We start from the raw sequence: 13,521 nt of genomic DNA, 5'->3' as shown, positions 1-13,521 counted from the left end.
GCTCAAGCCTCATCGTCGATGCGACGTGGCCCGAGGCGGCGGCCACGGGTGATCAGCTCGATGAACTGCCGGGCATTGAGCGGATGGGCAAACAGCCACCCCTGGCCGTAATTGACCCCTTCACTGTTAAGCAACAGCGCCTGGTCTTCATACTCGATGCCCTCGGCAATGACCCGCAACTGCAGAGCGTGGGCCATGCGGATGATGTGCGGTGCCACCCCACTGCTGGCCGCGTCATGGCCCAGGGCGTCGATAAAGGCCTTGTCGATTTTCAGACAATCGACCGGCAGGGTTTGCAGGTAAGCCAGGCTGCAATAGCCGGTGCCGAAATCATCGATCAGCACCTGATGGCCTACAGCGCGCAAAGCTTGCAGGTTATCGCGGGCCACCACCACATCGATCAGCCCGCGCTCGGTGACCTCAAAGGCTATCTGGCTGGCCGCCACATGATGCAGGGCCAGCAAGCGCGCCGCCACCCGGCCGATTCTCGGCACCATGACATCGCACGCGGCAAGGTTCACCGAGATGTACAGCTGGCGATTGGCGCGCAGCAGTTGGCCCAGTTGCTCCAGCACCCGCTGCAGGACGAAATCGGTGATCTGGCGGATCTGCCCGGTGTTCTCCGCCAGCGGGATGAACAGGTCCGGGCTGGTCAGCGTGCCATCCGAACGACGCCAGCGCACCAGGGCTTCGGCACCGACACAGCGGCGGCTGGTGAGCTCGAAAATTGGCTGGTAGAGCACCTGCAGCTCACCACGACGCAGCGCCCCCTGAAGCTCCACACTCATCGAGCTACGCTGTCGAATCAGTTGTAACACCAACCAGCCAATGCACCAGGCCAATACCAGACTGCCCGGGAACAGCAGCCAGAGAATCCCGCTCATCTTCAGCGGCATGCTGGCCCGTGGCGCGATCAGCACCAGTTGATAATCCGGTGACTTGGTCGGCATACGGTAAATCAGCCGATCAGGCAGCTCCAGCAGCGAACCACTGGAGGTGGGCGGCCAATCGGCAGACGGCGGCCAGACCTGCGGCGGGCCAAGTACCGGTATCGCTCGCGTGCCGTTGTCGAGCACCACCAACAGGCTGCCTTCCGGCGGCAGGTCAACCACGTCGGTTATGTGCCCGCGGGAAGTGGCCACCAGGAACTTGCCACGGCCAAGCATCAGCGCCGCCAGGTTGTCATCGGGTTCGGTGGTTGTGTTGAGCCAGTAGCTGTAGGTCGGCCCCTGGATATCGGCAGGACGCAGTGGATTGATGGTGCGCTCGCCAACACGATTGGAGCAGGCGACATTGCCATCGACGTAAGCGGCCTCATAGACGAAACGATATCGGAAGGCGACCTGCTGCAAGGCCGCCAGCATGCGGGCATCGCAACCTCGCAACGGTTGCAACTGCAGCTGGTCGACGCCTTCGCGCAGCTGGCCGAAGATCTGCTCCAGGCGCGCGAGAAAGCGCTCGCCCTTGGCGTTCATCTGCTCGATTTCGCTTTGCTGCAGCTGATGCATGGTCACGCCCACACTGGCCATGAGCAGCAGGATCGCGCTGGCCGTAGCCGCGAGTGTGGCCAGTAACCAGGGACGATAGAGCAGGTGGCGCAACACGGAGAGGGCAGCAGACATCAAGAATTATCCAGTTGAATACCAAGAGGTATAGCAACTGCCAATCAAGTCAGCCTGCCCGTTGGGCAGTGGGTGTCAACGACGGCCGTTGAGCACCTGCAACATGGCGGCCGTCTGGGCATCCGGCACGCCATCGAATCGCTGCGGGCGAAAGCGCATCTGAAAGGCCGCCAGCACATGTTTGGTGCTGACATCGTACTCGCCAGTCTGCTCGATGGCATAGCCAAAGCGCTTCAACTGCTGCTGGTACCAGGTGATGCTCGGCGGGTTGATGCTGAAGTATGCCTGCTGCTGAGCCACAGCTTGTGCGTTCGGCCAGACCCCAAGACCTGCATCCGCCAGGCGCTTCCAGGGGAACATCGGGCCGGGGTCGAGTTTGCGCAGCGGCGCGATATCACTGTGGCCGATGATGTAGCGGGGCTTGATGTTGTTGCGCTTGACGATGTCCTTGAGCAGGACGATCAGCGCCTGCACCTGCGCCTCGGTATACGGGTGCCAGACCCGGCCGGTTGGCGTATCGGTAAAGCCCGGGTTGACGATCTCGATGCCGATGGAGGTGGAGTTGAGCCAGGTGCGGCCATCCCACTGACTGTCGCCGGCATGCCAGGCGCGGCGGCTCTCGTCGACCAGTTGATAGACGGTCGCCGGTGAGTCGCCGATCAGGTAATGGCTGCTGACCTCGCCATGGGTCAGCAAATTCAGCGAACGCTCGAGCGAAGCGTTGGTGTAGTGCAGGACGACGAACTGGATACGTTCATCCTGGTTGACCGAAGTATGGCTGCGATCGACTCGCAAGCCGGTGGCGCAACCTGCCAGCGTCAGCAGCAGGAGGGCAGTGAAAAACGCTTTCATGGAGAGGGCACTGTGGTGAGAAATTGCAAAGCGTAAGCTTAACGTATCCTCGCTATTGCCACTCAGCCCTGTTCAACACGATTTCGACCAAGATGTTTCGCCCGGTACAGCGCCTCGTCCGCGCGCTTGAGCACCACCTCGCTACGCTCACCGCTGCGAAATGCACTGATGCCAATGGACAGGGTAATGGTCACCCGCTCGCCCTTGAAGTGGAAAGGGCAGGCCTCGATGGCCGCGCGCAGGGTTTCCGCCAACTGGCAGCCAGCAGGCATGGCCGTCTGCGGGATCAGCAGAACAAACTCCTCACCACCGAAGCGGGCGATGAAATCACGACTGCGCAGGCGTTTGCGCAGTACGCTGGCGACTATCTTCAGCACTTTATCGCCTGCCAGGTGGCCGTAACTGTCATTGATACGCTTGAAGTGGTCGAGATCGAGAATCGCCATCAATAGATGGCCGCCGTTCTCCTGCCATTCCAGCACTTCCTGATCGACCCGCTCTGACCAGGCCGCACGGTTGGGCAAGCCGGTGAGGGGGTCGATGAGGGCTTTCTGGCGCTGCTCCTCAAGGTGCTCGCGGTAGCCCAGGGCTTCCTGCTCCATGCTTGCCACCCGCTCGGCCAAGCCTTGCAGGCGGTTGGCCATGTCCTGTTCGCGCTGGTCACGCTGCTGCTGGTGCTCGTCCATGGTGCCGAGCAAGCCTTCAAGGCGGTTTTCCAGAATGTGCTTGAGACTGCCCAGGTCGGCAGCGCCCTGCACACTGCTTTGCAAACCGTCGACCTGCTCACGCAACTGGCTGTCGAGGTCGCGCGCCGCCGAGGTGTTGTCGGCATGGCCTTCGCTGGCTTCGTGCAGGTGGCTCTGGAACGACTCCAGACGCTCATTGAGTTGCTGCAGGTAGACTTCGAACTCGTGCTGGCCGCTGTCGTTGATTGCCAGCATCAGCACGGCCAGGTCATCCAGCACCGGCAGCAGTTCATACCAGTTCAGGCCGTGCTCCAGGCGTTCGCGCATGGACTGCGCCTGGGCCTTGTGGCGTTCGGGCAGGGTCAGGTCGTCGAGCAAGCCGAGCAGGGTATCTTCAATATGGTCGGCGACTGAGCTGTAGGTGGGCTCGGTGCCATCGGGCAGGGCGTAGTGGGCGTGCTCATCGTCCAGAGGCCCGGCTTCAACAGGCTCGGCTTCTGGCCGGTCGGCCTGCGGCTCGTCGGGGCTGTGTTCGAGTAACGCCAGGACATCCTGCTCAGAGTCCAGAGCATCGGGCTCGACCGGCGCTGCTGGCTCGGCTGCAGTTGCAGGCGCTGTTGGCAGCTCTGCAACCGGCTCAGGCTCGGGTGCAGGTGCAGGTGCAGGTGCAAGCTGCGGTGCTTCGATAACGTCAGCCTCGACCCTTGCAGGCTCGATCGTCTCGGGCCCAATCGCTCGAGCCGTCGGCAAGGGCTGAAGCTCATCGACGTCGGCGAGTTCATGCGCGGCCGTCTCGACAACAGCGTGCAGCATGGGCGCAGGCTGCTCTCTGGCCTCAGCTACAACCGCTGCTGTCCCTGTGAGCGCCGGCTGCATGGCTTCTGCTTCTGCTTCCCGACCACCGAACAGACGCTGCAACAAACCAGGCCGCTGCGCCTCTTCAGGCCGCTCCATTGCCGACAGCGCCTGGCCCTGCAGTCCGCTCAACTCGCCCAGCAGCAGGGGCATTTCCCGGGAATGGCTGGCGCGGGCCTCGACCTGCTTGGCAAATTTTTTCAGCGGACGGCTGACTTCGCTGGGCAACGGCAGGGTCTGCAACTGGCTGACCAACGCGTTGAGGGCGGTGGTGACCTGGACGACACGGGTTGCCCGGCGCTGCTCGGAATCGAGCACGGCCTTTTCCAGGCGTGGAATCAGACCGGCAAGTGCGGCGTCCATGTTGTCGGTGCGGATCACCTCGCGCATTTCCTTCATGCACAAGTCCACCGCCCGGTCGCTGCCTTCAGCGGCCAGGGTGCTGCGCACAAGACCACGGCGCAACAGGTCGAGACGAGCCTCCCAACGGCGCTCCAGCTTCTCTTGCTGCTCGATACTCTTGAGGTATTTTTCTTTCCAGCGCTGGGCTTCGTCGGTCATGCCTGGGTCCGCAGAGGGTAATGGCAATTAGCTCAAAGCGGGCAGCGTATCCACAGCAAGGGCATCAGGCAAACGAATCTCAACTGCGACCGGAAGATGATCGGAAATAGGCTGGGCCAGAACCTCGACCCGCTCCAGGGTCAGGCTCGGGCTGAGCAGAATATGATCAAGGCAGCGCTGCGGTCGCCAACTGGGGAAGGTGGCTTGAACCTGGGGTGCAATCAGGCCCAGATCGCGTAGCGGCGAATGTTCGAGCAGGTCGCGGGCATGGGTGTTCATGTCCCCCATCAGCACCTGGTGGCGATAGCCGCCAATCAGTTCGCGAATGTAGGCAAGCTGCCGGGCGCGGGTCTTGGAACCCAATGCCAGGTGCATCATCACCACGACCAGTGCGTCTTCACCTTCGCCGAAGCGCACCAGGATCGCCCCGCGGCCAGCCGGGCCGGGCAACGGGTGATCTTCGAGCAGGTGCGGCTTCAGGCGGCTGAGCACGCCATTACTGTGCTGGGCCAGGCGCCCGAGGTTGCGGTTGAGCTGCTGATACCAGTAAGGGAAGGCGCCAAGCTGAGCCAGATGCTCGACCTGGTTGATGTAGCCCGAACGCAAGCTGCCGCCATCGGCCTCCTGCAGGGCGACCAGGTCGAAGTCGGCGAGCAGGTCGCCGATCCTCTGCAGGTTGCCGGCCCGTCCGGTGTGCGGCAGCAGGTGCTGCCAGCCACGGGTCAGGTAATGGCGGTAACGCTCGGTGCTGATGCCAACCTGGATATTGAAACTGAGCAGCCGCAGCCGGCCGTCATCTGGCAGGCTGTTGGCCTGCAGGTGATGTTCGTTGACCTGCGGATCATGCAGGCCAACGCCACGCTCGGTTCTCCAGCGGCGCATGGCTGGCGCCGCTTACTTAGCGGCGCGCTCCTTGGCGATCAGGTAGTCAGCAACGTTCAACACCCCTTGCGGCCCCTTGGCGGTGCCAAGGTCGAAGCGGTACTTGCCGTTGACGACCATGCTCGGTACGCCGGTGATCTCGTACTTCTTGGCCAGTTCGCGCGCCTGGTTGACCTGGCCCTTGATGGCGAAGGAGTTGAAGGTGGAGAGGAACTTGTCCTTGTCGACGCCTTGGGTCGCAAGGAAGTCGGCCATTTCTTCCGGCTTGGTCAGGCGCTTGCGCTGAACCTGAATGGCTTCGAACACTGCGGCATGAACCTTGTGCTCAACACCCATGGCCTCGAGCGTCAGGAACATCTGGCCGTGGGCATCCCAAGGGCCGCCGAACATGGCCGGTACGCGCTTGAAGTTGACGTCCTTCGGCAGTTTTTCGACCCATGGATTGACCACCGGCTCGAAGCTATAGCAGTGCGGGCAGCCGTACCAGAACAGCTCGACCACTTCGATCTTGCCAGGTACCGACACCGGAACCGGGTTGCTCAGCTCAGTATACTGGTCAGAGGCTACCGGTTCGGCGGCCTGGGCCGTCATGCCGAAGAGGCTGGCAGTGACCAGCGCGGCGCCGAGAATCAGATTACGCATGCTTTACTCCTGAGCAGTCTATTGAATCGCCTTGACGCGACCGGTCATAGGACAGGTCGAGGCAGGCCCGAGTTCGTTAGTGTAACGGCAGCGGGCACAAAAAAGGGCAGCCGAAGCCACCCTTTTCATCTTTGCGCCGCAGTATTAACCCAGCGTTAAAGCGCGGATCAATGCAGACCCTGGATGTAGCTGGACAGCGCTTCGATGTCCTTGTTGCTCAACTTGGCAGCGATGGTGCGCATGGTGGTGGCGTCGCCATCGTTGGTACGGTTGCCTTCGCGGAAGTCGGTCAGCTGTTTGGCCACGTAGGTGGAGTGCTGGCCACCCAGGTGCGGGAAGCCGGCCAGGGCAATGCCAGCGCCATTAGGCGAGTGGCAACCGGTGCAGGCCGGCAGGCCTTTTTCGACGTCACCGCCGTTGAACAGCGCGCGGCCACGTTCGACCAGCTTCGGATCAGCGGCGCCGACGCTGCCTTTCTGACTGGAGAAGTAGGTGGCGATATCCGCCAGGTCCTGGTCGCTGAAAGCGGCCAGCATGCCGGTCATCTCCAGCACGGTGCGCTTGCCCGACTTGATGTCGTGCAATTGTTTTTCCAGGTACTTCTCACCCTGGCCTGCAAGTTTCGGGAAGTTCGGCGCCAGGCTATTGCCGTCCGGATTGTGACAAGCGCCACATACAGCAGTTTTGGCCTGACCAGCAGCGGCATCCCCTTTGATAGGCTCTGCGGCATTGGCTGCACCGGTGATGCCCAAGGTCAACAGCAGACTCACGAGTAGTTTGTTCATCAGCTAATCCAACTACGGCTAAGGGTGAAAGAGTTATGTATCGGGACTCCGGCTCATCCACTGGATGACTGCCTGGTAGTCCTCGGCACTGCAGTCCATGCACAATCCACGCATTGGCATAGCCTTGAAACCCTGGGTGACATGCACCACCAGCATCTCCATACCCTTCGCCAGTCTTGGCTCCCAAGCCGCACGATCACCCGCTTTCGGTGCCTGTGGCAGCTGCCCGGCATGACAAGCCGCACACGTGCGGTTGTACAACGCCTCGGGATCCTGTGTAGCCTGAGCGCTGAATAACGGTATCAAGACACCGACAACAAGCAGCCATTTCGTCATGCAAACGACCTTTCAGGGTTGGGGGCTGCACTGCGTTCTAATGCGCAAGCTTGAATCCGATGCCCCCGTGCACATCCTCCTACGCTGGGATAATGCGCACACAAAATCTGGGGCATTATATACTCCCGTTACTGAAACGGAAACGACACCGCTTGCCGAGCCCGTCTCTGGCAACGCCCACACCGGATATCCCATGCAAGTCAAAAACCCCATCCTCGGCCTCTGCCAACAGGCCAAATTCGCCATCAGTGCTGCCAAGGTCGACCAGTGTCCGCCCGATCAGGGCTATGAAGTAGCCTTTGCCGGCCGCTCCAACGCTGGCAAGTCCAGCGCCCTGAACACCCTGACCCACGCCAGCCTGGCGCGGACCTCGAAAACCCCGGGGCGCACCCAGCTGTTGAACTTCTTCAGTCTGGACGATGAACGGCGTTTGGTCGACTTGCCAGGCTACGGTTATGCCAAGGTACCCATCCCGCTCAAGCAGCACTGGCAGCGCCACCTGGAGGCCTACCTGGGCAGCCGCGAGGCCTTGAAGGGCTTGATCCTGATGATGGACGTGCGCCATCCGATGACCGACTTCGACATGATGATGCTCGACTGGTCGCGCGCCTCGGGCATGCCGATGCACATCCTGCTGACCAAGGCCGACAAGCTGACCTTCGGCGCAGCCAAGAACACCTTGCTCAAAGTGCAGGCGGAAATTCGCAAAGGGTGGGGCGACAGCGTCTCGATCCAACTGTTCTCGGCACCCAAGCGCCAGGGCCTGGAAGAGGCCTACGGGGTGCTGGCACGCTGGATGGAACTGCCGGACAAGCCTGCGGAATAAGGGCCGCCCGGTAAACGCCGGGCAAAAAAAACCCCGGACTTCGTATGGGGAGGGGGAAGTTCGGGGTTCAAGTTCCGGACCGCTAGGGCGGGGTCCAGAGATCTGCCAACACTTAACACAACATAGGAGCATCGAAGGGCTTCACCAGCCATTCAGATACTCTGAGTCGCCGTTCACCGGTTTAGTTCCGGGCGTTTAAAAACTATTTGCGATAGATGGGAAATTTCCGGCAATAGCAGCATCAGGCCGCCAAAAAGCCGCGACGATATGCCGCAGCTTTTCCCCGAATTTCAGCGCATTTTTAGTGCGCTTCGTCCCAATTTGCCCCCACTCCGACCTCAACCAGCAGCGGAACATCCAACTGGGCAGCGCCGCTCATGTGTGGACGAATTTGCTCACGCACCTGCTCGACCAGGTCTTCGCGCACCTCCAGCACCAGTTCGTCGTGTACCTGGAGGATCACCCGGGCATCCAGGCCCGAAGCAGTCAGCCAGTTGTCCACAGCGACCATGGCGCGCTTGATGATATCGGCGGCAGTGCCCTGCATCGGCGCGTTGATTGCAGTGCGCTCGGCGCCTTTGCGCAGGGCCGGGTTCTTGGCGTTGATCTCCGGCAGGTACAAGCGCCGGCCAAACAGGGTCTCGACATAGCCTTGCTCGGCAGCCTGGGCGCGGGTGCGTTCCATGTAGGCCAGTACGCCTGGGTAGCGGGCGAAGTAACGATCGATGTAGGCCTGGGACTGTTTGCGGTCGACGCCGATCTGCTTGGCCAGGCCAAAGGCGCTCATGCCGTAGATCAGGCCGAAGTTGATGGCCTTGGCGCTACGCCGCTGGTCGGTAGTGACCTGTTCCAGCTCAACGCCGAACACTTCGGCAGCGGTGGCGCGGTGCACGTCCAGGTCGTTGCGAAAGGCGTGCAGCAGGCCTTCGTCCTGGGCCAGATGGGCCATGATCCGCAGCTCGATCTGCGAATAGTCCGCCGCCAGCAGTTTGTAGCCCGGTGCGGCGACAAAGGCCTGACGGATGCGCCGGCCTTCGGCGGTGCGGATCGGAATGTTCTGCAGGTTCGGGTCGCTGGACGACAGGCGTCCGGTCGCCGCCACCGCCTGATGGTAGGAGGTGTGGATCCGCCCGGTGCGCGGGTTGATCTGTTCCGGCAGGCGATCGGTGTAGGTGCTCTTGAGCTTGCTCAGGGAGCGGTACTGCATCAGCACCTTGGGCAGCGGGAAGTCCATGTCGGCCAGTTCCGCCAGCACCGCTTCGGCGGTGGAAGCCTGGCCCTTGGCGGTCTTGTTGAGCACAGGCATGCCCAGCTTGTCGTAGAGGATCACGCCCAACTGCTTGGGCGAACCGAGGTTGAACTCCTCACCGGCGATCTCGAACGCCTGGCGCTCCAGCTCGAGCATCTTCTCGCCCAGCTCCACGCTCTGCACGCCCAGCAGTTTGGCATCGACCAGCGCGCCCTGGCGCTCGATCTTGGCCAGCACCGGCACCAGCGGCATTTCGATGTCGCTGAGCACCGCTTGCAGGCTCGGAATCAGCGCAAGCTTCTGCTGCAGGGTCTGGTGCAGGCGCAGGGTGACGTCGGCGTCTTCGGCGGCATAAGGGCCGGCCTGCTCCAGGGTGATCTGGTCGAAGGTCAGCTGCTTGGCACCTTTGCCGGCGATGTCGGTAAAGCCGATGGTGGTGTGGTTCAGGTACTTGAGCGCCAGGCTGTCCATGTCATGACGGGTGGCAGTGGAGTCGAGCACGTAGGACTCGAGCATGGTGTCGTAGGCCACGCCCTGCATCTGGATGCCGTTGGCAAAGTCCCCACCGATGGCGCAGTTGGCCAGGATGTTCATGTCATACTTGGCGTTCTGCGCCACCTTGACCTTAGCCGGGTCTTCCAGCAACGGCTTGAGCGCCAGCAACACGCTGTCGCGATCGAGCTGCTCGGGCACCCCCATGTAGGAATGGGTCAGCGGCACGTAAGCGCCTTCATGGGCCTGAACGGCGAACGACACACCCACCAGTTGCGCCTGCTGGGCATCGAGGCCAGTGGTTTCGGTGTCGAACGCGAACAGCGGTGCCTGGCGCAGCTTCTCCAGCCAGGCATCGAATCGGGCCTGGTCGAGGATGGTTTCGTACTGGGCCTCGACCACTTCCTGCGGCGCTTGGACCGCGACGTCCTGGCCAGCGCGCTTGGCATCGCGCTGAACTTCGTCGATCCAGCTCTTGAATTCCATTTCGGTGTACAGCGCCAGCAGCGCGTCACGGTCCGGCTCGCCGCAGACCAGCGCATCGACTTCAACGTCCAGCGGCACGTCGATCTTGATGGTGGCCAGCTCATAGGACAGAAACGCCGCGTCACGGTGCTCTTCAAGCTTCGCCGGCAGGGTCTTGGCGCCGCGAATGGCCAGCGCCGGAACCTTGTCGAGGTTCTGGTACAGGTCGCTCAGGCCCCCGCCGATTCCGGTCAGCAGGCCCACCGCAGTCTTTTCGCCCACCCCCGGCACGCCCGGGATGTTGTCGACCTTGTCGCCCATCAGGGCAAGGAAATCGATGATGTGTTCAGGACCGACGCCGAATTTCTCGTGTACGCCAGCCACGTCGAGCACGCTACCGGTCATGGTGTTGACCAGCGTAATGTGGCCGTCGACCAACTGCGCCATGTCCTTGTCGCCCGTGGAGATGATCACCGGACGCCCGGCGGCGGCGCTGCTGCGGGCCAGAGTGCCGATAACGTCGTCGGCTTCCACGCCTTCGACACACAGCAGCGGGTAGCCCAGGGCACGCACGCTGGCGTGCAGCGGCTCGATCTGCACCCGCAGGTCGTCGGGCATTCTCGGCCGGTTGGCCTTGTACTCGGCGAACATTTCGTCGCGAAAGGTGCCGCCCTTGGCGTCGAAGACCACCGCGAACAGGCTGTCCGGATACTGCTTGCGCAGGCTCTTGAGCATGTTCAGCACGCCCTTGACCGCGCCGGTCGGCAGGCCCTTGGAGGTAGTCAGTGGTGGCAGCGCGTGAAAGGCGCGGTACAGGTACGAGGAACCGTCCACCAGGACGAGGGGAGCTTGGCTCATGAGCAGAATCAACCTTTTCGACGGGCCCGGCGCTAGAATGTCCGGAACATTGACGACAAAGGGACAAGGTTATCATGCGTACACTAAATCGCCTGTTGCTGCTCAGCCTGTTGGCAGTCACTCCGGTCGTCACAATGGCAGCGGATGACGCGCCGTCGGCTGATCCGGATGTAACCATTCGCACGGAAGGCGACAAAACCATCCAGGAATACCGGCAAAATGGCTTCCTGTATGCAATCAAGGTGACCCCGAAAAACGGCAAACCTTACTTCCTGGTACGCGCTGATGGCTCGGAGGGCAATTTCATCCGCTCCGACCAACCGGACATGCTGATCCCGTCGTGGAAAATCTTCGAGTGGTAGGCCGTACCCTTTACATCAACCTGGCACTTCCCTGCTGAAGTGCCCGTATGGGCAATTTTTGATCATGTCAGTCTTCACCCCCCTGACCCGGCCTGAGCTGGAAACCTTTCTGGCACCGTACGGCCTGGGCCGCCTGCGGGACTTCCAGGGCATTGCCGCCGGTACCGAGAACAGCAACTTCTTTGTCAGCCTGGAACAGGGGGAGTACGTGCTGACGCTGGTCGAACGCGGGCCGATCCAGGACCTGCCGTTCTTCATCGAACTGCTCGATGTGCTGCATGAGGCCGACCTGCCGGTACCGTACGCCTTGCGTGGCAACGACGGCGTGGCCCTGCGCGAGCTGGCCGGCAAGCCTGCGCTGCTGCAGCCACGGCTGCCGGGCAAGCACATCAAGACCGCCAACAACCAGCACTGCGTGCAAGTGGGTGAGCTGCTCGGGCACCTGCACCTGGCCACCCGCGACAGAGTGCTGGAGCGCAAGACCGACCGCGGCCTGGACTGGATGCTGGAAACCGGTGCCGAGCTGATGCCGCGCCTGAATGCCGAACAACGCCAGTTGCTGCAGGCGTGCCTGGACGAAATCGTCGAGCACAAGGCGCAGATCATGGCCCTGCCACGGGCCAACCTGCACGCGGACCTGTTCCGCGACAACGTGCTGTTCGAAGGCACCCACCTGACCGGCCTGATCGACTTCTACAACGCCTGCTCGGGGCCGATGCTCTACGACCTGGCGATCACCCTGAACGACTGGTGCTGCGATGACGCCGGGATCATCGACGGCCCGCGGGCACGGGCGTTGCTGGGGGCTTATGCGGCGCTGCGGCCGTTCACTTCGGCCGAGGCCAACCTGTGGCCGGTGATGTTGCGCATTGCCTGCGTGCGCTTCTGGCTGTCGCGCTTGATTGCTGCCGAGTCGTTTGCCGGGATGGACGTGCTGATTCACGATCCGGCGGACTTTGAAGTGCGCCTGGCAGCGCGCCAGCAGGTGGAGATTGCATTGCCGTTTGCGATTTGAAGCATCGCGGGGCAAGCCCGCTCCTACAATAGGTTGGAGCGGGTTTACCCCGCGATCAGGGCGTCACAACTTCTCCAGACACCCCGCCAGATCATTGCCCAGCGTCTCCAGCAACTGCTCATACCCCCGGGCACTGGCCGGCGCCGTCCCGCCCAATGCATCCAGCTCCGCCAGCGTCACCGGCAGCCCCGCCGTCAGCGTCTCGGCCAAGCGCGGGCGCAATGGCGGCTCGCTGAACACACAGGTCTTGCCCACCTCCTGCAGACGCTTGCGCATCGCCGCCACGTGCTGGGCACCCGGCTGTACTTCCGCTGCCACGCTGAACACGCCGGTGTGCTTCAGGCCATAGGCCGACTCGAAGTAGTCAAACGCTTCATGGAAGACGAAGAACGGCTTGCCGCTGATGTCTGCCATACGCTTTTTCAGACGCGCATCCAACGCATCCATACGCTCGCCAAAGGTCTTGAGGTTGCTCTGGTAACGTGCGGCATTGGCCGGGTCGGCAGCGCTCAGGTCAGCCGCCATCTTCGCCGCAATCACCCGGGCGTTGACCGACGACAGCCACAGATGGGCATCGAGGCTGCCCGGGCGGTGATCGTGATCATGATCGTCGCCATCTTCGTCGTGGGAGTGGCTATCTTCGCCAAAGTGGCGCAGATGCAGACCCGCCAGGCCCTGCACGGCGACGCTTGGCTTGCTGCGGGTCTTGAGCACCCGCGGCAGGAAGCCTTCCATGTCCGGGCCGATCCAGTACAACAGCTCGACGTCGCCCACGCGCCGTACGTCGGAAGGGCGCAGGGCGTAATGGTGCGGCGAAGCGCCTGGCGGCAGCAGCACTTCAGGCGTGCCGACACCGTCCTGGACCGCCGCAGCAATCTGCTGCAGGGGCTTGATACTGGTCAGCACACGCACTTCGGCCTGTGCCTGAGCCATCACCAGGGTGGCGGTAAAAGCGACAAAAAGGGCAAAAATTCGGGACACGATGACCACTCACAGGGGCTGAAACAGGTAACATAATAACGTCTCCAACCAG

At 62.1% G+C, this 13,521-nt stretch carries 12 protein-coding genes; 3 read left to right on the top strand and 9 right to left on the bottom strand.

The genetic code is table 11. The annotated features are described in order from the left end of the window. Window positions 1-2: 2 nt before the first annotated feature. From PspR32_RS00410 to PspR32_RS00380, 7 genes are all read right to left on the bottom strand, one after another. On the bottom strand, window positions 3-1,622 hold the full coding sequence (locus PspR32_RS00410) for an EAL domain-containing protein (protein ID WP_010222613.1): 1,620 nt from the start codon (window positions 1,620-1,622) through the stop codon (window positions 3-5). 75 nt (window positions 1,623-1,697) lie between these two features. Then, window positions 1,698-2,474 carry an N-acetylmuramoyl-L-alanine amidase gene (locus PspR32_RS00405; protein WP_159387949.1) on the bottom strand — a complete coding sequence of 259 codons (777 nt, stop codon included), beginning with the start codon at window positions 2,472-2,474 and terminating at the stop codon, window positions 1,698-1,700. Window positions 2,475-2,536: 62 nt separating this feature from the next. Then, complete coding sequence (locus PspR32_RS00400; RefSeq protein ID WP_159387948.1) at window positions 2,537-4,576, bottom strand: GGDEF domain-containing protein; 2,040 nt, start codon at window positions 4,574-4,576, stop codon at window positions 2,537-2,539. Between the two features lie 27 nt (window positions 4,577-4,603). Next, window positions 4,604-5,458, bottom strand: coding sequence for an endonuclease/exonuclease/phosphatase family protein (locus PspR32_RS00395; protein ID WP_010222616.1), 855 nt, complete (start codon window positions 5,456-5,458; stop codon window positions 4,604-4,606). A gap of 12 nt (window positions 5,459-5,470) precedes the next feature. Then, window positions 5,471-6,100 carry a thiol:disulfide interchange protein DsbA gene (gene dsbA / locus PspR32_RS00390; protein WP_010222617.1) on the bottom strand — a complete coding sequence of 210 codons (630 nt, stop codon included), beginning with the start codon at window positions 6,098-6,100 and terminating at the stop codon, window positions 5,471-5,473. 167 nt (window positions 6,101-6,267) lie between these two features. Continuing rightward, complete coding sequence (locus PspR32_RS00385) at window positions 6,268-6,885, bottom strand: c-type cytochrome (RefSeq protein ID WP_010222618.1); 618 nt, start codon at window positions 6,883-6,885, stop codon at window positions 6,268-6,270. A 33-nt stretch (window positions 6,886-6,918) separates the two neighbouring features. Further along, entirely contained in the window at window positions 6,919-7,221 is a 303-nt protein-coding gene (locus PspR32_RS00380) for a c-type cytochrome (RefSeq protein WP_010222619.1), read from the bottom strand. A gap of 193 nt (window positions 7,222-7,414) precedes the next feature. On the opposite strand from PspR32_RS00380, the gene yihA reads away from it, so the two are divergent. After that, entirely contained in the window at window positions 7,415-8,047 is a 633-nt protein-coding gene (yihA, locus tag PspR32_RS00375; RefSeq protein WP_010222620.1) for a ribosome biogenesis GTP-binding protein YihA/YsxC, read from the top strand. Window positions 8,048-8,348: 301 nt separating this feature from the next. Here the strand turns inward: yihA and polA are convergent, their stop codons facing one another. Further along, window positions 8,349-11,111 carry a DNA polymerase I gene (polA, locus tag PspR32_RS00370; RefSeq protein WP_159387947.1) on the bottom strand — a complete coding sequence of 921 codons (2,763 nt, stop codon included), beginning with the start codon at window positions 11,109-11,111 and terminating at the stop codon, window positions 8,349-8,351. A 74-nt stretch (window positions 11,112-11,185) separates the two neighbouring features. Between polA and PspR32_RS00365 the strand changes: the two genes are divergently transcribed. Beyond that, window positions 11,186-11,473 carry a DUF2782 domain-containing protein gene (locus PspR32_RS00365; protein WP_010222622.1) on the top strand — a complete coding sequence of 96 codons (288 nt, stop codon included), beginning with the start codon at window positions 11,186-11,188 and terminating at the stop codon, window positions 11,471-11,473. A 64-nt stretch (window positions 11,474-11,537) separates the two neighbouring features. Further along, window positions 11,538-12,488, top strand: a complete 951-nt coding sequence (locus tag PspR32_RS00360; RefSeq protein ID WP_159387946.1) for a homoserine kinase — start codon at window positions 11,538-11,540, stop codon at window positions 12,486-12,488. 63 nt (window positions 12,489-12,551) lie between these two features. Here the strand turns inward: PspR32_RS00360 and PspR32_RS00355 are convergent, their stop codons facing one another. Beyond that, entirely contained in the window at window positions 12,552-13,469 is a 918-nt protein-coding gene (locus PspR32_RS00355) for a zinc ABC transporter substrate-binding protein (RefSeq protein ID WP_159387945.1), read from the bottom strand. Between the last annotated feature and the right edge of the window lie 52 nt (window positions 13,470-13,521).

The sequence above is a fragment of the Pseudomonas sp. R32 genome, assembly GCF_009866705.1.
GTDB classification, from domain to species: Bacteria; Pseudomonadota; Gammaproteobacteria; order Pseudomonadales; family Pseudomonadaceae; genus Aquipseudomonas; species Aquipseudomonas donghuensis.
The sequence above is the reverse complement of the archived record's forward strand: the minus strand, read 5'-3'. Positions and strand labels throughout refer to the sequence as shown.